The sequence below is a fragment of the Bradyrhizobium sp. CB82 genome, assembly GCF_029714405.1.
Taxonomy (GTDB): domain Bacteria; phylum Pseudomonadota; class Alphaproteobacteria; order Rhizobiales; family Xanthobacteraceae; genus Bradyrhizobium.
The window spans coordinates 5,340,482-5,357,256 of the sequence record NZ_CP121650.1 but is presented as its reverse complement, the minus strand read 5'-3'; the positions used below and the strand labels follow the sequence as shown (position 1 = coordinate 5,357,256).

Genomic DNA, 16,775 nt, shown 5'->3' with positions numbered 1-16,775 from the left:
CCACTCGCGCCGCGGGTTGACCGGGCGGCACCGGACTTTGAATCGATCAGCCGCGATTTGCGTCCCCAAGCGGCGCGCAGCGGGCGGAAGCCGATCCGAATCGGCCCGCAAATCCTTTTTCTGTGAGGAGGTTGGCCCGCCAAATCGAGCGTTTTGATTCGCGGCTTGCCCGATTCACCATCTCGGTTTAACGCCTCCCCATGGGAAAACGACAGGTACCGCCGGAAGAGCCGGCTGAAATCCACGAGGTGCCGCTGCGCGATGCGCTCGAAGAGCGCTATCTCGCCTACGCACTCTCCACCATCATGCACCGCGCGCTGCCGGATGCGCGCGACGGCCTGAAGCCGGTCCACCGGCGCATCCTCTACGGCATGCGCCTGCTCAGGCTCGATCCGGGCTCGGGCTTCAAGAAATCGGCCAAGATCGTCGGCGACGTGATGGGCTCGTTCCATCCGCACGGCGACCAGGCGATCTATGACGCCATGGTGCGTCTTGCGCAGGATTTCTCCTCGCGCTATCCGCTGGTCGACGGCCAGGGCAATTTCGGCAATATCGACGGCGATAACCCCGCCGCCTACCGCTACACCGAAGCGCGCATGACCGACGTCGCGCGGCTTCTGCTCGAGGGCATCGACGAGGACGGCGTCGAATTCCGCGCCAATTACGACGGCCAGTCCAAGGAGCCGGTGGTTCTGCCCGGCGGCTTCCCGAACCTGCTCGCCAACGGTGCACAAGGCATCGCGGTCGGCATGGCGACCTCGATCCCGCCGCACAATGCGGCCGAGCTCTGCGACGCGGCGCTGCATCTGATCGAGAAGCCCGACGCCAAGTCCAAGTCCCTCCTGAAGTGGGTGAAGGGGCCGGATTTCCCGACCGGCGGCATCATCGTCGATTCCAAGCAGGCGATCGCGGAAGCCTACACCACCGGCCGCGGCTCCTTCCGCGTCCGCTCCAAATGGGAGCAGGAGGAGGGCGCCCGCGGCACCTGGGTGGTGGTCGTCACCGAGATCCCCTGGCTGGTGCAGAAGTCGCGGCTGGTCGAGAAGATTTCCGAGCTGCTCGACCAGAAGAAGCTGCCGCTGGTCGGCGAAGTCCGCGATGAGTCGGCCGAAGACGTCCGTCTCGTCATCGAGCCGAAGTCGAAGAACGTCGATCCCGCCTTGATGATGGAATCGCTGTTCCGGCTCACCGAGCTCGAAAGCAAGATTCCGCTGAACCTGAACGTGCTGATGAAGGGCCGCATCCCCAAGGTGGTCGGCCTTGCCGAAGCCTTGCGCGAATGGCTCGACCATCTGCGCGACGTGCTGATCCGGCGGACCAATTATCGCAAGGCCCAGATCGAGAACCGGTTGGAAGTCCTCGGCGGCTTCCTGATCGCGTACTTGAACATCGACAAGGTGATCAAGATCATCCGCACCGAGGACGAGCCGAAGCCGGCGCTGATCAAGGCGTTCAAGCTCACGGAATTGCAGGCCGAAGCGATCCTCAACATGCGACTCCGCTCGTTGCGCAAGCTCGAGGAGATGGAGATCCGCACCGAGGACAAGCATCTCCGCAACGAGCTCAAGGGCGTCAACGCGATCCTCGCCTCCGAAGCCGAGCAGTGGAAGAAGGTCGGCGAGCAGGTCGGCAAGGTCCGCGACATGTTCGGACCCAAGACGCCGCTCGGCAAGCGCCGCACCACCTTTGCCGACGCGCCCGAGCACGACCTCGCCGCGATCGAGGAGGCCTTCGTCGAGCGCGAGCCGGTCACGGTCGTCGTCTCCGACAAGGGCTGGATCCGGACGATGAAGGGCCATGTCGAGGATTTGTCGGGGCTTGCTTTCAAGCAGGACGACAAGCTCGGCTTTGCCTTCTTCGCCGAAACGACCTCGAAGCTGCTGCTGTTCGCGACCAACGGCAAGTTCTATTCGCTGGACGTTGCGAAGCTGCCGGGCGGCCGCGGTCATGGCGAGCCGATCCGCCTGTTCATCGACCTCGAGCAGGAGGCCGCACCCGTCGCGCTGTTCGTCAACAAGGGCGGGCGCAAATTCCTGGTCGCAAGCCACGAGGGCCAGGGTTTCGTCGTCAACGAGGATGATTGCGTCGGTACCACCAAGAAGGGCAAGCAGGTCCTGAACGTCGAGATGCCGAACGAGGCGCGCGCGATCACGGAAGTGCTCGGCGACACCATCGCGGTCATCGGCGAGAACCGCAAGATGCTGATCTTCCCGCTCGACCAGGTGCCGGAGATGGCACGCGGCCGCGGCGTGCGGCTTCAGAAATACAAGGACGGCGGCCTGTCCGACGTCGCCGTGTTCGACGCCAAGGTGGGCCTGACCTGGAAGGATTCCGCCGGTCGCGAGTTCAGCGCGACCATGAAGGAGCTCGCCGAGTGGCAAGGCACCCGCGCCGACGCCGGCCGCCTGCCGCCGAAGGGTTTTCCCAAGTCGAACAAGTTCGGACGGGTGATCGGGTAGCCTTCGCGGGCGATGACGGCGACAGCACGGTGTGCGTGTGCCAGAATCTCGTCATTGCGAGGAGCGCAGCGACGAAGCAATCCAGGGTCTCTCCGCGGCGACCCTCTGGATTGCTTCGCTGCGCTCGCAATGACGGAGAAAGGCCGATAGCGATCAATGCTCGGCGAATGCCTTCCATCTGGCGAGCTGCGATTCTCGCAGCTTCGCCCTTTCGGCGCCGAGCTCCGCGGCTTGGTTTGTTGCCGTCGTCATAGCCGTCGCCGCGCGGTTATAGGCGTCGGCCGTGGACTGAAATGGAAACACGAACTGACCGTTGGAAACCCTGTAGATCCCGAACTCGCGGGCCAGAAGTGCGACGCATTTGTCGAAAGCACTGTAATATTCCGCCCGCGAGGCGAGCGCCTTGGCGGTGAGGGCGGTCCATGCCGCATGCTGGTCGTCGATCAGCGCCATGAAACTGGAGAGCCGGTCATCCCCGGCATTCAGTGATCGGGCGTCGTTTTCCACCTGGTCACGCGTGGTCTTGATCAGCGCGGCGTAACGGGGCGCAACGCCTGTCGCATTGCTTTCCGCGGTCTTGAGATCGCGGTGCAGCCCGTCAAGGTCAGTGCGGCTGGACGCGCCGAGATCGCCGAGCTTCGGCAACGGTTTCGGCTCGATATCGCTCAGCAGCTTTCGCGAGGCGGCTTCGATTTCCATCGCGTCCCTGTTTGCGAGCGCAAGCAGCTTGAGCAGCTTGTTGGACGGGTGCAGCTTGATGACCTGATCGAGCTGGTCGGGATCGGTCACGTCGCGCAAGGCGGTGCGGGTCTCCTCGGCGGAAACGACGGTCTGATACTTCGACAGATCGCCTGCGTAATACATGGCGACAAGGCAAGCGGTCAGCAGGAGGGACAGGAGCAACAAAACGACGACCGCTCTTCGACGCGGCCTGGCCTTCTGATCCGAAAACGATTGCACGGCGCTGAGTCCCTCTCGATCCATTCTACCGTCTTTCGCCCCGATGGAGGAGTCCGGGGCAAGACGTGAGCTATGCGGACGCGTTGGCCGGCAGGGCGGACCGGGGGACGTCCTGCTCATGCGACGACCACCAGTGCGCCACCGCATGGGCGACCTCGTCCCATAACGGCGTCGGCAGATCCGGCACGGCGATCCTGACGACATAGCGATCGCAGGTCGTGTCATGGAACCACTCTGTCGCACCAAAATCGAAGCCGAAGCTTCCAGCGTGGCGAAGCGGCAATCCGGCCCTGCCGAGGTCGTCCGATAGATCCACGGCGATCTGTCGGGCGTGGTGCTCGTCCATGCTGCGCTTTGGTGCCAGCGTGACATAGAGCCCGTGGGCGAAGTGCAGCTCCGCCGATGAGCCCGGAAGGGTCGCTGCAAAATGACGGGCGGTTCGCCGGCCGTTACGCAGGATGGCCGCGACGCGCCGGTCGGTCAGCACGCGGTAGGCTTTCGTCCCGACATAGGGCGGAAAATGCGCCGGCAGGGCCGCGCCGCCGAACAGCCGTACCGCATCACGCATTTCCTTCTTCAGATCGGCCAGCAGTTGCCGCCCCTGCACGCTCACGCGATGGTCGAGGCCCACGAATGACGCAGAGCCGAGGCGGCCATATTCGAGGCCGAGGGAATCGAGCTTGGTATGGCTGCGCACGAGGACGACGGGAACTTGCTGGCGGCAAGCCCAGCCCAGCAGGCGGCGGATCCGTCCCGAGCCGATCGAGAAGCACGTCGTGTCGAAGACGATGAGATCGAGCCCACTCGCTTCGCGACGCAGTGTCGCCTCGAAGGCGGCGGCCGGCGCACAGGAGTCGAAGAGAAGAATTCTCGGCCGGTCCGTGCGAACCGCAAGTTCACCGGGTGCGTGGTTGACCGCCACGAGACGCAGATGTCGGGCATGGCGTTCGATCAGCTCGATGGTCTCGCCGTAGGAGCCGGGCAGGACCAGGATGTCCGCTTTCGCCATCACGCGGGCCGAGCCCAGCAGCAGCGCCGATGTCGCGGCCATGCCTGACGACGTGTAGATGGTGTCCCACCTCGCGGCATCCTCGACGTGGTAGAACGGGGGACCGCGGACTTCGAGATCGGCGCGCTGGTAATCGTAGCTGAACTCGAATGGACCGGCGCGCAGCCGCCCCCAATGGGCCCAGTCGGTTTCCGTGCGCGCCCAATCGTGCAGGGCGTGTTCGGCCTTCAGCGCCGCGGCAAGGCGGAATTTCTGTTCGATCACCTCCACGACTGCGACCGGCGTTCGCAGCGTCAAGGGCCTCGCAAGGCAACCATTTAACAGTGCAAGTTCCTGGTGCTTTCTGTCGAGATACGCAGAGAGTGTTTCCATGGCGCGCCATCGATGATCCCTGTCAACGTTTCCGGTAGTGATCGGGTCCGAGGCGGAAGCCGTTGTGCATCCAACCAAAGCCCAATGGTGCCGGTGACAGGCCGAAGCCGATACTGCGCTGCCGGAAAAAAGAGGGGGGATGATGCCAGACAACGTCGCCCTGTTCGCCGCGATCATCCTGCTGCTTCCGATGTTTTATCTGCTGCTGGCAGCGCCCGCCTTTCTGCTGGTGAAGCTGGACGTCCGACCGTCGCGTTGCTGCTCCGCGCCATGTTCAACGGCTATTTCCTGACAGTGGCGGTTGCCAGTGCCGTAGGGACGATTGCCATTGCCGTGGAGGGCCGCGCGGTCCTGGCCACGGGCATCGCCTTGATCACGGCTTTCGCAGTCTCCTCGCGCCGCTGGTTCCTGCGGCAGATGGACGCACAGATCAGTGAGCAAGATCCGGGCGACGCCGATTCCGCGCGCCGGCTGCGGCGATTGCATTGGGGTGGCATGCTGGGCAATGCGATCCAGCTTGCTGTCGTCGTGGCCTGCATTCGCTACATCGCCATCGCGCCTGCTTGACCGGCGGTTTGCGTACGGGCTTGCTGACGAGCGGAGCCCGTCTTGCATGTATTCATGAATCGCGACCGTTCGGCCAAGCGGGTTGCATGTCCGCTTAACATCTACAAGCGGTACGAGAGGGGCTGCTTGAACCTTTCAGCTCCTGCCGCGACGTACGCCTACGCTGATGTGTGCCTCGAGAGAGGCGACCGGAGCGATGCTGAGCTCCTGCGTGTGAGGGCCGATTGGGCAAATCTTTTGGCCGCGTTGACTGATCACGCACCGGGCATTGATGCTCGCGTGAACAGAGCTGACGTTGTTTGCGGACTGTTGTGGTTGTGAAAATTTCCTTCTTTCAAAGGAATTTTTCTATGACCAAGATATTGTTGGTAGTTGCCATCGCCACGATGATGGTGGTCGACGTTCACGCCCATGATGCCGCTCATCCCGAGCTCGACTCGTGGTACGAGAGCCTTCGTAGCGGCAAGGGGCAATGCTGCAGCGACGCGGACCGCTTTGCGCTGTCTGACGTCGATTGGGAAACCAGGGACGGCCACTACCGCGTCCGGATCGCAGGCGAGTGGTGGGATGTTCCCGACGAGGCGGTCATCACTGGGCCGAATCGAGCCGGGCATGCGATGGCTTGGCCCGTCTACTATTGGAAACTCAAGCGGCTGATACGGGTTGAAATTCGCTGCTTTATGCCCGGAAGCATGATGTGAGCGGAGCACCCTAAAGGGTGATGAGATTAAGTACGATCAGTCGCATTGGGACACCTCTCCCCCGCGGGGAGAGGTGAATCCTCGGCATCGCACCGATTCAACTCATCCCGCTTTAGATCACTCCGGCAAGTCGCAGCGCCACGCCCGCCGCGCACGATCCCGCCAGCACCGTCAGCATCCCGAGCTTGAACCGGAAGATCGCGGTCGCGGCCGCGATCGAGAGCACCAGCGCTGCGATGTCGACGCTTGCCAGCACCGGCATGTCGAAGGACAGGGGAAACGCGTGCACCGGTACGGTCTCGCGGAACAGCGTGTGGAGCGCGAACCAGATCGAGAGGTTGAGGATCACACCGACGACGGCGGCGGTGATCGCGCTGAGCGCGCCGGCGAGGCCGTTGTTGCCGCGCAGGAGCTCGACATAGGGAGCGCCCAAGAAGATCCAGAGGAAGCACGGTGTGAAGGTCACCCAGGTCGCGAGCAGACCCCCGAGCGTGCCGGCGAGCATCGGCGACACCCCGCCCGGATCACGGAAGGCGGCCATGAAGCCCACGAATTGCAGCACCATGATCAGGGGGCCGGGTGTCGTCTCGGCCATGCCGAGGCCGTCCAGCATCTCGCGCGCGCTGAGCCAGTGATAATGCTCTACCGCCTGCTGGGCGACATAGGCGAGCACTGCGTAGGCGCCGCCGAAGGTGACCAGCGCCATCTTGGAGAAGAACAGCGCGATCTGGCTGAACACGTTGGCCTCTCCGAAGGCCACGAGCAAAGCAATCACGGGGACCAGCCATAGCGCGAGCCATATCGCGCCGACTCGGATCGCGCGCGCGGTGTCGGGACGGACATGATCGGGCGCGGCCTCGCCGAGCATGCTGTCGATGGCGGCTGTGTTGCTGCCATGGCCGTGCCCTGCGGGCGCGAATTCCGGACGGCTGCTTCTTGCGCCAAGATAGCCGATCATGCCGGCGGTGATGATGATGATCGGGAAGGGGACCGCAAAGAAGAAGATCGCGACGAAGGCGATTGCAGCGAGCGCGATCATGATGCGGTTCTTCAGCGCGCGCTTGCCGACGCGCACCACGGCCTCGACCACGATGGCGAGAACGGCGGCCTTCAGACCGAAGAACAGCGCCTCGACGAAGCTGACATTGCCGAAGGCGGCATAGATGTAGCTGAGCCCCATGATGGCGATGATGCCGGGCAGGATGAACAGCCCACCCGCCATCAGCCCGCCGGCCGTGCGGTGCATCAGCCAGCCGATATAGGTCGCAAGCTGCTGTGCCTCCGGTCCCGGAAGCAGCATGCAGTAGTTCAGCGCATGCAGGAAGCGCCCTTCCGAGATCCAGTTCTTCTCCTCGACCAGGATGCGGTGCATCACCGCGATCTGGCCGGCGGGGCCGCCGAAGCTTAAGCAGGCGACCCGGAGCCAGACGCGAAAGGCTTCGTTGAAGCTGATGCCGTGACCGGCATCAGCTTCTGCTTGAGCATTGCGGGTATCCATCACGCCTTCACTTTGTTGGTCGGCCAGTTGTGGGTCTCGGTGGTGGCGTCACGGCACCAGCGGTAGAAGGCATCATAGAGCAGCATGCCGGCATCGAGCTGCGCGAGGTCGTCATCATACATCCGCGACAGGCCGAGCGAGGCCGCGAGCAGGCCCGGGGCTTCCGGTGCGAGGTCGGGCCGTGCGGTGTCAGCGCCGCGCACCAGCGTTGCGAGCCGCTGCAAGGGCGGCGTCGATAGCCCGAACTCCTCGACCATGACGTCGAAGGTGCAGAGCGGTCCGCGGTGGCTCCAGAACACGTTCTCGATGTCGAAGGGCGCGGCATCGAAGCGTTCGCCGACGCCGACGACTTCGGACGGCGCGACGTACAGGAACACTGCGTCGGGATCGACGAAGCGGCGGATCAGCCAGGGACAGGCGATGCGATCGACCTTCGGCCGCGCCCGCGTCACCCAGACGGTGCGGCCCCTGGCGTCCCGCTTCGGCAGCTTGCTGGTGTCCACGAGCGGCAGTTTGGCCGCCTTCCAGCCCTCGAACCCGCCTTCCAGAGTCTCGGCCTGCACGCCGAGCTGCCGGAGCCAGGCCGCGGTGCCTTGCGCGAGCTTTTCGCCGCGCAGGCAGGTGACGATCGCGGGGCGGCCGGCGAAGTCGGCGCCCCAATCCGGAACCTTGTCATGGCTGAGCTTGATGGAGCCGGGGATCAGTCGCCGGTCGGCGGCAAAATCCTCGTCGGTGCGAACGTCGATCAGGGCAGGGGCATTCGCCGTGCCGATCAGCCGCGCCAGTTTGTCAGAAGATATAGTCGTGAAAGAAGACATGATGCGTCCTCGTAAGAAACGAACGGGACGCGATGCTTGGGCGTGTCGCCTCGTGGGGAGATCGCTCAAATCCCCATGCAGGATATTACAGCGAAACTGCGCCGGCCTGTCAATCGCGGATGCGATCCGCTCTGTCCATCCGACGCGCTCCGATGATGGCATTCTGCCAGTGATTTGCCCGACGTGTCAAATGATTTCGTAAAATCAGCAATGCATCCTGCGGCAGCCGTCGACGCCTTTGCATGGGGTTGTTTTTCAAATTCTGTCGTGCCGTCACGGAAAGCCGGCACTCTGGATGGTCCGGTGAGATCTCCAAATTGGAAAGTTCGGCCGGCGGGGCCTATATTTGGTCTGGATTCCTTCTCTGGAGCTCTATCCGATGCATTCACATTCCATCGAGCAATGGACGCACGAGCATGTGTTCCTCGGCGAAAAGCACGACGAGAACGAGCGGCGCACCTGGTTCGTCGTGGCGCTGACGCTGGTCATGATGGTCGGCGAGATCGTCGCCGGCTCGCTGTTCGGCTCGATGGCGCTGCTCGCCGACGGCTGGCATATGGGAACGCATGCGGCGGCGCTCGGGATAGCGGCGTTCGCCTATCGCTTCGCGCGCCAGCACCTCGGCAATGCGCATTTCACCTTCGGCACCGGCAAGTTCGGCGATCTCGCCGCCTTTTCCAGCGCGATCATCTTGGGCCTGATCGCGGTCCAGATCGCCTATGAGAGCGTCCTGCGGCTGATCTCGCCGGTGCCGATCGTCTATGGCGAGGCGATCGCGGTCGCTGTGCTCGGGCTGTGTGTCAATCTGGTGAGCGTCTGGCTGCTGCGCGACAGCCATGATCATCACCATCACGGCCACGACCATGGCCACGCGCAACACGATCACGAGCACCATCATGATCATGATCATGATGGTTTTCATCATCATCGCGACCACAATCTCCGCGCCGCCTACATCCACGTCATGGCGGATGCCGCGACCTCGCTGCTGGCGATCGGCGCGCTCGTCGTCGCCATGTATTCGGGATGGGCGTGGGCCGACCCCGTCGTCGGCCTGATCGGCAGCGTGGTGATCGCGAGCTGGGCGTTCGGCCTGATCAAGGCCTCGGGCGCGGTGCTGCTCGACGTCAGGGCCGACGAGAAGCTGGAAAGGGTCATCCGCGCCCGTATGGAGGTGGGCGAGGACCGCGTCACCGACCTGCATCTCTGGCAGGTCGGCCCCGGCCACCGCGCCGTGCTGGTCTCGCTCGTCTCCGACAAGCCCAAGCAGCCGGCCGTCTACAAGAAGCGGCTCGCGGGGCTGAAGGGGCTCAGCCATGTCACGGTCGAAGTCGAGACCTGTCCACATTAAGCAGGTGATCTGGAGCAGCGTGGTTTCGCTCGTCGCGAGAAGATGAAGCCAATGCTGCTATTGGTTGCGAGCCATCCAGTCCGCGACGGGCTGACGCATGTTTTCCCAATCGTGATCTGCTTCATAACCGCCTGCTCACCTGCGCACTATTGATGTCCGGGTGCGCTCGATGAACTCGACCGCCCAATCCGTCGGTGCTCGTCGAGCGAGCAGCAGAGCCCGGCGGGCTTGAGCGGACTGAGAGGCCATTCACTGGAAAGCCCGGACAAAGGCGTCATCGGGCTTCGGAGAGACAATCATGGGCCTCGTGCAACATGATGCAGTTGTCCTCTTGATCGATCTCGTGGAGTCGGTGCGGCTCATGCGCGAGCACGAGGCCTCTGCCGTGCGTCGATGGGCCGACTTTGTCCGTATCGCCACCGAACAGATCCTGCCGCGCTATGGCGGCATCTTCGTCAAGAGCCTCGGCGATGGCATGATGGTCCGTTTCGAGACGGTGCCGGACGCCGTGCATGGCGCAGCCGAGATGCATCGGACCATCGCCGCCCTGAACGAGGGCCTGCCAGAGGATCAACACTTCCAGCTTCGAGCGGGCATCAACGCCTCCACCGCCTGGAGCGACGGGATCGATATCTACGGCAGTGGCATCAATCTCGCGGCCCGGCTAGCGACCCTGGCAGGTCCCGGCGAAACGATCGCCAGTGCGTCCGCTCATGAGCAATTGGCGGCCGCCCTGGCAAGCCTCGCAAATCCGGGCGAGACCGTCGGCAGCGCGGCGGCACGCGACGAGCTTACGCACGGGGTGGATGCAATCTGCGAAGATTTGGGCGAATGTATCCTCAAGCATTTCGACAAGCCGGTCCGCGCCTACCGTGTCGGTCCGGCAAGTCCGCACCCGAGCCTCACGGCTCGGCGGGATTATGGTACACCCATGGAACCGACGATTGCGGTCATTCCCTTTGTTGCACGAAACAACGCGCCGGAGCATCTCGACATTGGGAATCTGCTCGCAGACAGCGTGATCTGGCGGCTATCGAGATCGCCGAATCTGAAGGTGATCTCGCGTCTGTCGACGAACGTGTTTCGCGGCCGGGTGAGCGATGTCGCGGAAGTGTCGGCGCATCTCGGAGCCACCTATATCCTCAGCGGCAGTTACGTGGTCGATGCGAGCCGGATCCTCGTGACGGCAGAGCTGTCGGCCGCGCGCACCAACCAGGTCGTCTGGACCGACCGCCTCAAGGGGGACATCGGCGACCTGCTGCAGCCGGAGAGCGATTTGGCGCATCGCATCGCCGCGGCAGTCCATCTCTCGGTGTTCGACGCGGAGGTCGAGCATATCCTGACCCAGCCGTTGCCCACGCTCGAGAGCTATTCGCTGCTGCTCGGGAGCATCAGGCTGATGCACCGTTCGAACAAGGAGGAATTTCTCCAAACGCGCAAAGTGCTGGACGAGCTCATCAACAGGCACGCGCGGATTGCCGCGCCGCGCGCCTGGCTTGCAAACTGGTATATCCTGCGCGTGACGCGTGGCTGGTCCGAGGATCGCAAGCGCGAGGCCGCCGAGGCTCTGAGCGCCACTCACGCCGCGCTCGATCGCGATCCGTCGGATGCGCTGGCGCTCGCGACCGAGGGGTTCGTTTACTGCCACCTGTTGAAAGACCTCGACACGGCGCGCAAGCGCTGCGAACAGGCCGTCGACGCCAATCCGAGCCACGCGCTGGGCTGGCTCTATCGCGGCGTCGTCAACGCGTTCAAGGGGGAAGGCTCTGCTGCTGTCGATGCGACGCGGCGCGCCATGGAGCTCTCTCCGCTCGATCCACAGCGCTACTATTTCGAATCCCTTGGCGCGACGGCACAGCTCTCGGCGCACCAATATGCGGAAGCGGAAAAGCTTGCGCGCTCGTCCCTTTCTCTCAATCGCATGCATCCGTCCACCTGGCGGGTGCTCACGATTGCCCTTGTCTCGCAGAACCGAATGGACGAAGCGCGCGCGGCGTTGAGCAAGGTGCTCCAGCTAGAGCCGAAGCTGACGGTCGAAAAATATGCCGCACGCATTCCGAATGCGCATTCCGAGACGGGTCGGCAGTGGGCGCGCTGCCTGGAAATGGCAGGTTTACCGACGGGCTGACCGCGATCCCAGGCTGACTTACTCACAAGGAGGCAGGCTATGGCTCAACTAGGTGGAGCGGGAGGAGCAGGAGGAGCGGGCGGTGCCGGTGGTGCAGGCGGAGCCGGCGGTGCGCTGCTCGGCACGCTCGGCGATGTCTGGGCCAATCCCATCATGGTGGACGCACTCATCCACGCTCGCGAAGGGACAAGCCGCGCCGAATTCAGTTGGTACGAGCCGCCGTTGCCGCCCATCGACAACACGTCGCAGCTGGAGCGCTGGGAACCATGGGTTCGTGCCTACATAGCGGTCGGCGAGCTTCTGCAGGGGATCAGCTTCGCTCCAACGGTGCCGGGCCCCGGCGGTAGCCCTGGATTCCAGGTTTTGACCTCCGGCTCCTTGATCGCAGAAATTCAACAACCGGCGCCGGCAACTTTCGAGCAACAGATCCCCCTGGTCCTCAGTTGGGCGGAGCTGCGTAACGAACGTGCGACCGAAATCATCGCACAGATTGATCCCCAGTATGCGTTCTGGTCCTCGATCGTCTATCTCCACCCCGACCGGACCAGGCGCACTCTCGAACTCATCAACATCGTGCTGCAGCTCTGCGTGTACGTGGAGATGCGCTTCAAACATGCCCTCGGCTGCTGGCGTCCGGTCGAATACAACGCGCAAGTGCAGCCTATGCTCACGACACCCGGCCACGGCACGTTCCCGATGGGACACGCGACCCAGTGCTACGCGGTGGCCTATGTGCTCAAGGCGCTGCTGAACCTCAATGCGGTGGATGGCGCGGGACACCCGAAGTACCCGACGGTGACCGAGCAGTTCGACCGTCAGGCCGCACGCATCTCCACCAATCGCGTCATTGCCGGCCTCCATTTCCCCGTCGACAGCATGGCCGGGCGAATGTTGGGTACCGCACTCGGCGAATATTTCGTCGCCTGCTCCACCACGGTCCAGGTGTTGGCGGCGCGGACGTTCAACGCAGCCTCCGGCATCGACCTGTATCCGACAAAGGATTTCAACCCGTTCAGCGCGGAGCAGGATCTCGATTCCAACGCCAGCCTATTCTATTCGCGGGCGGCAAATCCGACGCACGTCACGCCATCGCCAATCATGGCGGCGTTGTGGGGCAAGGCACTCGATGAGTGGACGTCGGTCATCAAATTCCCATAGGCGAAGCATTCCCATGGGCTAAGCATCGTCGCGAAACCGAAGCGGAGAACATCCGATGGCCGAAAGCGACCAATATCCGAAATGCTTCGGTCCGTACCTCCGGTACGCGATCTCGACGGACTTTAGGAATTTCGAAGAGTTCAATGCGCAGTTCAAGCTGTTCTTCCTCGTGGAATTCCACGAGCCACCTGAGCCGGATCGATTTCTGCGCGCAATGAATCAGCACGAGAAGGTCGTCGACCTCGGCCCTTCCGACGATACGCGGTATGCGACGATGCTTGGCACCACGTCGGCGCTGACGGGTGACGCGCTGCGCATCTGGGACCAATTCGTATCCAGGGTCGAACTGTCGCTTCCGTTGAAGCCGACGGAGGAATTGAAGTTCGAGCGGCGAATCATCGATTCTCGCTCGAACGGCAACGATCCGGCGGGGAAGCTGCTGATTGGCGTCCTCGACGACGGCTGCCCGTTCGCTGCGGCGCAATTCCTGCAAAACGTGCCAGGCGGTGGCTTGCGCACACGGGTGCGCGCCATTTGGGATCAGAACACCGGCCGGCAGCCGATCAATGTGAAAGATGGAAATGGGCAGCCTTGCGTGCTCGGGCAGACGCTGAGTGATCTTACATACGGTCTCGAGTTTCGGCGCGTTTCGCATTTGCCTGGCCCGCCCGGGCGGCTCATGGGGCTCAACGAGTGGATCGATTTACATGTGACCGCTCAGGGCGGCATCGACGAGGACGGCTGTTATGCCGGCGCTGGTTTTCTCGGTCTTGCTCACGAGGCGTCGCATGGAGCGCATGTGATGGACGTCGTCGCGGGCCGGCTCCCGCCCTCGTCACGCACCGGTCCGCCGAGCGATCGGCGCGATCCACCGAGCTGGAAAGCGAATACCGACCCCGCCAGCTCAACGGACGTGGTATTCGTCCAGTTCTCCGAAGCCTGTATTCGCGACGCGACCGGCGTCTGGCTCAAATCGTATGTTTACGACGCCATCCTGTACATCCTGTCGCATGCCGATCCGCACAACACCGATCACGTTGTGATCAATCTGAGCTACGGGCCGACCACGGGACCGCATGATGGCCTCTCCGACCTGGAACCGCTGCTGACAACGTTCGTCAAGAAATACGATGGCATCGCGACGAAGCCCAAGCTCGATATCGTCCTGGCCGCAGGCAATTCCTATTTGAGCGAGGGACACGTCCGCTTTCACAGGCATCGTGACCAGCCGGATTCCATCGAATGGACGTGGCGCCTTCCTCCCGACAATACCAGCCTGTGCTTTGCCGAGATATGGGTGAAGAGAGCCTACGCCGGCGTCATCGACGTCACTCTGATATCGCCGAGCGGCGTTCGGTACACACCGACCGCACCCGTCACTCCGCCGCCAAATCCTCTACCCCCCGCCGGAGTGGACCTCCCAATCCCATGGAGCATCGATGACACGATGTGGCGGCTCCACGTCGAACCCACCGTCGCTACGGCTGGGGTCGTGGCCGAACATGGCGATTGGACAATCCAGCTTGCAAACATCCCCGAACACGTGACGGTTCACGCCTATGTGGCGCGCACGGATCCGAATATGAACGTCCACTCGGGCGCCAGGCGCTCGTTTTTCGTCGATGCCGAATGGGAGGAGAGCCGTGCGGCAGAGGCCAGCTGCAAGTATGTTGATGGAAAGTTCGACAAGCACGGATCGCTGATCCGTCGCCATGGTACCCTCAACGGCATTGCCACCGCAAAGGACGATGGTGTGCATGTTGCGGGGGGCTATATTCTCTCCAATGAGCGCAAGTCGTCCTATTCATCGGCAGGGCGTGCACGCCCGGGTCCTCTGAAGCGCCGCGTCGGGCCGGATTACCTCCTGCCTTGCGACGATTCTTGTGCCCTGAGCGGGGTGCTCGCCAGGGGTAACAGGAGCGGCACCGTCTTTCGTTTGATCGGCACCAGCGCAGCCGCGCCGCAACTCGCGCGGCACGTTGCCAACGCGGCGGCCGGGTCGCCATTCCCGGCCCCGCATGTCCCGGTTTATCCTCCCGACGAAGAGCGCGGCCTCGGCAACCTCGATCCGCCATGACGCGGACGACGTTGTCTTGCGATCTGGCGCGTCCGGCCGGCCGAGGCCAGTCAAGGTTGCATCCCTGAAACCGCCGTCGACACCGGACTTTTCGGCCCCGGTCGGGGTTTGATTCCGGTCGACCGGTCCGGTCGACCACCGGATGGAAGGAACAACAATGACACGTTCGATCAAACTCGTTCTCGTCGCCGTGGCGCTCGTCCTGTCCGCCAAAGCAGCCCCGGCCCAGTCGGAAAAGCCCGGTGTCGAACGGCTCTACATCCTCAATTGCGGGGAGGGCGCCACCAGCGACGTGTCGCGCTGGACTCCCGGCGCGAACGAAGGAAAGCCCATGGACTTCGTCGATAACTGCTATCTCATCAGGCACAGCCAGGGCTGGTTCCTCTGGGACACCGGTGTCCCGGATGCGGTCGCATCGATGCCCAATGGCCTCGTTCCCTCCGACCCGAAGGCGACGGTCTGGCGCCGGCCGAAGACGCTCGTTGCGCAACTCGAACATCTTGGGCTCAAACCTGGGGACATCAAATGGATGGCGGTGTCACACACGCATCCCGACCACACCGGCAATGTCGAGTTGTTTCCGCAGGCCGTCCTTCATGTTCAGAAAGTTGAATATGAATGGCCCGGTCCCAACAACGAGCCGCGCTTCCAGCCGTCGCATCCCGTCGTGCTGCTGTCCGGCGATAAGGACGTGTTCGGCGACGGCAGCCTGACCATTCTCTCGACGCCCGGCCATACCCCGGGCCATCAATCGCTGCTGGTGAAACTGCCGAAGACCGGCGCGGTCTTGCTGTCGGGCGATGCCGTGCACTTCAAAAGCAACTGGGACAATCGTGTGGTGCCCGGCATGAACGTCAGCAAGGACCAGACGCTTGCCTCGATGCAGAAGATCGCCGAGGTGCTTGCGAAGGAGAAAGGCCAACTCTGGATCAACCACGACAAAGCACAGCGCGACAGCCTGAAGATGGCGCCGGAGTTCTACGACTAGCCTTTCGCAGCCTCTCTGATTGTTCAGGCCGCCGCGATGGCCTCGATCTCGATCAGGAAATCGGGACCATAGAGTTGTGAAACTTCCACCAGTGTAATGGCGGGAGCAGCCGGCGGCATGACGGTCGCAAAGAAGCGATTGCGCGCCTCGCGATAGGCGGCGAGGTTGTTCATGTCGGTCAGGAAGACGGTGAGCTTCACCAGATTGGCTGCGCTGCAGCCGCGTGCAGCAAGCGCCATTCCGAGGTTATGGAACACCTGCACGACTTGAGCAGCGAAGTCGCTCTTGCCGACCACCTGGCCTTCGGCATCGACGGCGGTCTGGCCGGCGACGAAGATCAGGCGGCCGGCGCTGACCTCGACGATTTGCGAATAGCCGGGCGGCGTCCCGAGCTCCGGCGGATTGAATCGTGCGATTGGCTCGGGGGTCGACATAGCGTGGCTCTCCGGTACTCGAGGTCTCAGCGCTTCGGCGTGGCGACCGGCGGCGGGCCACCCTCCGGCCCCTTTTTCGGCTTCAGCGTGCCCGCGTAGAACGATAGCAGAAACACCAGCACGACGGCGGCAAGATAGACGCCATAGGCCTGTGGCGGCGTGGTCGCCCATCGCGCGAGGCGCTTGAATGTGCCTGATAGCTCGGTGTCGTCGGTCATGCCCTGCTTTTGCGCGAAAGCGGCAGCGAAGGGAAGG

Annotated in this window: 13 protein-coding genes and 1 pseudogene; 8 read left to right on the top strand and 6 right to left on the bottom strand. The window is 63.1% G+C overall.

The window, feature by feature from the left end:
• Nucleotides 1–200 precede the first annotated feature (200 nt).
• Nucleotides 201–2,459: a DNA topoisomerase IV subunit A gene (gene parC, locus QA640_RS26110; RefSeq protein ID WP_283035784.1), complete on the top strand. Its 2,259-nt coding sequence runs from the start codon at nt 201–203 to the stop codon at nt 2,457–2,459.
• Nucleotides 2,460–2,612: 153 nt separating this feature from the next.
• On the opposite strand, the gene QA640_RS26105 is transcribed toward parC, so the two are convergent.
• A complete protein-coding gene (locus QA640_RS26105; protein ID WP_283035783.1) occupies nt 2,613–3,365 on the bottom strand; it encodes a hypothetical protein in 753 nt (250 codons plus the stop codon).
• A 124-nt stretch (nt 3,366–3,489) separates the two neighbouring features.
• Nucleotides 3,490–4,800 (bottom strand): hypothetical protein, encoded by a 1,311-nt coding sequence (locus QA640_RS26100; protein ID WP_283035782.1) that lies wholly within the window; start codon nt 4,798–4,800, stop codon nt 3,490–3,492.
• Between the two features lie 142 nt (nt 4,801–4,942).
• On the opposite strand from QA640_RS26100, the pseudogene QA640_RS26095 reads away from it, so the two are divergent.
• Together QA640_RS26095 and QA640_RS26090 are read left to right on the top strand one after the other, a co-directional pair.
• A pseudogene (locus QA640_RS26095) lies at nt 4,943–5,367 on the top strand (hypothetical protein).
• A gap of 386 nt (nt 5,368–5,753) precedes the next feature.
• Nucleotides 5,754–6,068: a hypothetical protein gene (locus QA640_RS26090; protein ID WP_283042892.1), complete on the top strand. Its 315-nt coding sequence runs from the start codon at nt 5,754–5,756 to the stop codon at nt 6,066–6,068.
• 112 nt (nt 6,069–6,180) lie between these two features.
• Here QA640_RS26090 and chrA read toward each other — a convergent pair whose 3' ends face one another.
• Both chrA and QA640_RS26080 read right to left on the bottom strand, forming a co-directional pair.
• A complete protein-coding gene (gene chrA / locus QA640_RS26085) occupies nt 6,181–7,566 on the bottom strand; it encodes a chromate efflux transporter (RefSeq protein WP_283035781.1) in 1,386 nt (461 codons plus the stop codon).
• Nucleotides 7,566–8,384 (bottom strand): chromate resistance protein ChrB domain-containing protein, encoded by an 819-nt coding sequence (locus tag QA640_RS26080; protein ID WP_283035780.1) that lies wholly within the window; start codon nt 8,382–8,384, stop codon nt 7,566–7,568. The genes chrA and QA640_RS26080 overlap by 1 nt, the downstream gene beginning before the upstream one ends.
• 379 nt (nt 8,385–8,763) lie before the next feature.
• Here QA640_RS26080 and dmeF point away from each other — a divergent pair, with 379 nt between their 5' ends.
• The 5 genes from dmeF (at nt 8,764) to QA640_RS26055 (ending at nt 16,086) form a co-directional block, all read left to right on the top strand.
• The gene (gene dmeF / locus QA640_RS26075) at nt 8,764–9,735 is read left to right on the top strand and encodes a CDF family Co(II)/Ni(II) efflux transporter DmeF (RefSeq protein WP_283035779.1); all 972 of its coding nucleotides are present in this window, start codon (nt 8,764–8,766) and stop codon (nt 9,733–9,735) included.
• A gap of 298 nt (nt 9,736–10,033) precedes the next feature.
• The gene (locus QA640_RS26070; RefSeq protein WP_283035778.1) at nt 10,034–11,863 is read left to right on the top strand and encodes an adenylate/guanylate cyclase domain-containing protein; all 1,830 of its coding nucleotides are present in this window, start codon (nt 10,034–10,036) and stop codon (nt 11,861–11,863) included.
• Nucleotides 11,864–11,902: 39 nt separating this feature from the next.
• Nucleotides 11,903–13,021, top strand: coding sequence for a hypothetical protein (locus QA640_RS26065; RefSeq protein ID WP_283035777.1), 1,119 nt, complete (start codon nt 11,903–11,905; stop codon nt 13,019–13,021).
• A gap of 376 nt (nt 13,022–13,397) precedes the next feature.
• Nucleotides 13,398–15,098, top strand: a complete 1,701-nt coding sequence (locus QA640_RS26060; protein WP_283035776.1) for a hypothetical protein — start codon at nt 13,398–13,400, stop codon at nt 15,096–15,098.
• 157 nt (nt 15,099–15,255) lie between these two features.
• Complete coding sequence (locus tag QA640_RS26055; protein WP_283035775.1) at nt 15,256–16,086, top strand: N-acyl homoserine lactonase family protein; 831 nt, start codon at nt 15,256–15,258, stop codon at nt 16,084–16,086.
• 23 nt (nt 16,087–16,109) lie between these two features.
• Here the strand turns inward: QA640_RS26055 and QA640_RS26050 are convergent, their stop codons facing one another.
• Complete coding sequence (locus tag QA640_RS26050) at nt 16,110–16,520, bottom strand: RidA family protein (protein ID WP_283035774.1); 411 nt, start codon at nt 16,518–16,520, stop codon at nt 16,110–16,112.
• A 26-nt stretch (nt 16,521–16,546) separates the two neighbouring features.
• The gene (locus QA640_RS26045) at nt 16,547–16,738 is read right to left on the bottom strand and encodes a hypothetical protein (protein WP_283035773.1); all 192 of its coding nucleotides are present in this window, start codon (nt 16,736–16,738) and stop codon (nt 16,547–16,549) included.
• Between the last annotated feature and the right edge of the window lie 37 nt (nt 16,739–16,775).

Excerpts from the sequence above, each read along its gene's own strand:
- parC (WP_283035784.1), top strand. The coding sequence starts at position 201 with ATGGGAAAACGACAGGTACCGCCGGAAGAGCCGGCTGAAATCCACGAG.
- QA640_RS26100 (WP_283035782.1), bottom strand. The coding sequence starts at position 4,800 with ATGGAAACACTCTCTGCGTATCTCGACAGAAAGCACCAGGAACTTGCA.
- QA640_RS26090 (WP_283042892.1), top strand. The coding sequence starts at position 5,754 with ATGATGGTGGTCGACGTTCACGCCCATGATGCCGCTCATCCCGAGCTC.
- chrA (WP_283035781.1), bottom strand. The coding sequence starts at position 7,566 with ATGGATACCCGCAATGCTCAAGCAGAAGCTGATGCCGGTCACGGCATC.
- QA640_RS26080 (WP_283035780.1), bottom strand. The coding sequence starts at position 8,384 with ATGTCTTCTTTCACGACTATATCTTCTGACAAACTGGCGCGGCTGATC.
- dmeF (WP_283035779.1), top strand. The coding sequence starts at position 8,764 with ATGCATTCACATTCCATCGAGCAATGGACGCACGAGCATGTGTTCCTC.
- QA640_RS26070 (WP_283035778.1), top strand. The coding sequence starts at position 10,034 with ATGGGCCTCGTGCAACATGATGCAGTTGTCCTCTTGATCGATCTCGTG.
- QA640_RS26065 (WP_283035777.1), top strand. The coding sequence starts at position 11,903 with ATGGCTCAACTAGGTGGAGCGGGAGGAGCAGGAGGAGCGGGCGGTGCC.
- QA640_RS26055 (WP_283035775.1), top strand. The coding sequence starts at position 15,256 with ATGACACGTTCGATCAAACTCGTTCTCGTCGCCGTGGCGCTCGTCCTG.
- QA640_RS26050 (WP_283035774.1), bottom strand. The coding sequence starts at position 16,520 with ATGTCGACCCCCGAGCCAATCGCACGATTCAATCCGCCGGAGCTCGGG.
- QA640_RS26045 (WP_283035773.1), bottom strand. The coding sequence starts at position 16,738 with ATGACCGACGACACCGAGCTATCAGGCACATTCAAGCGCCTCGCGCGA.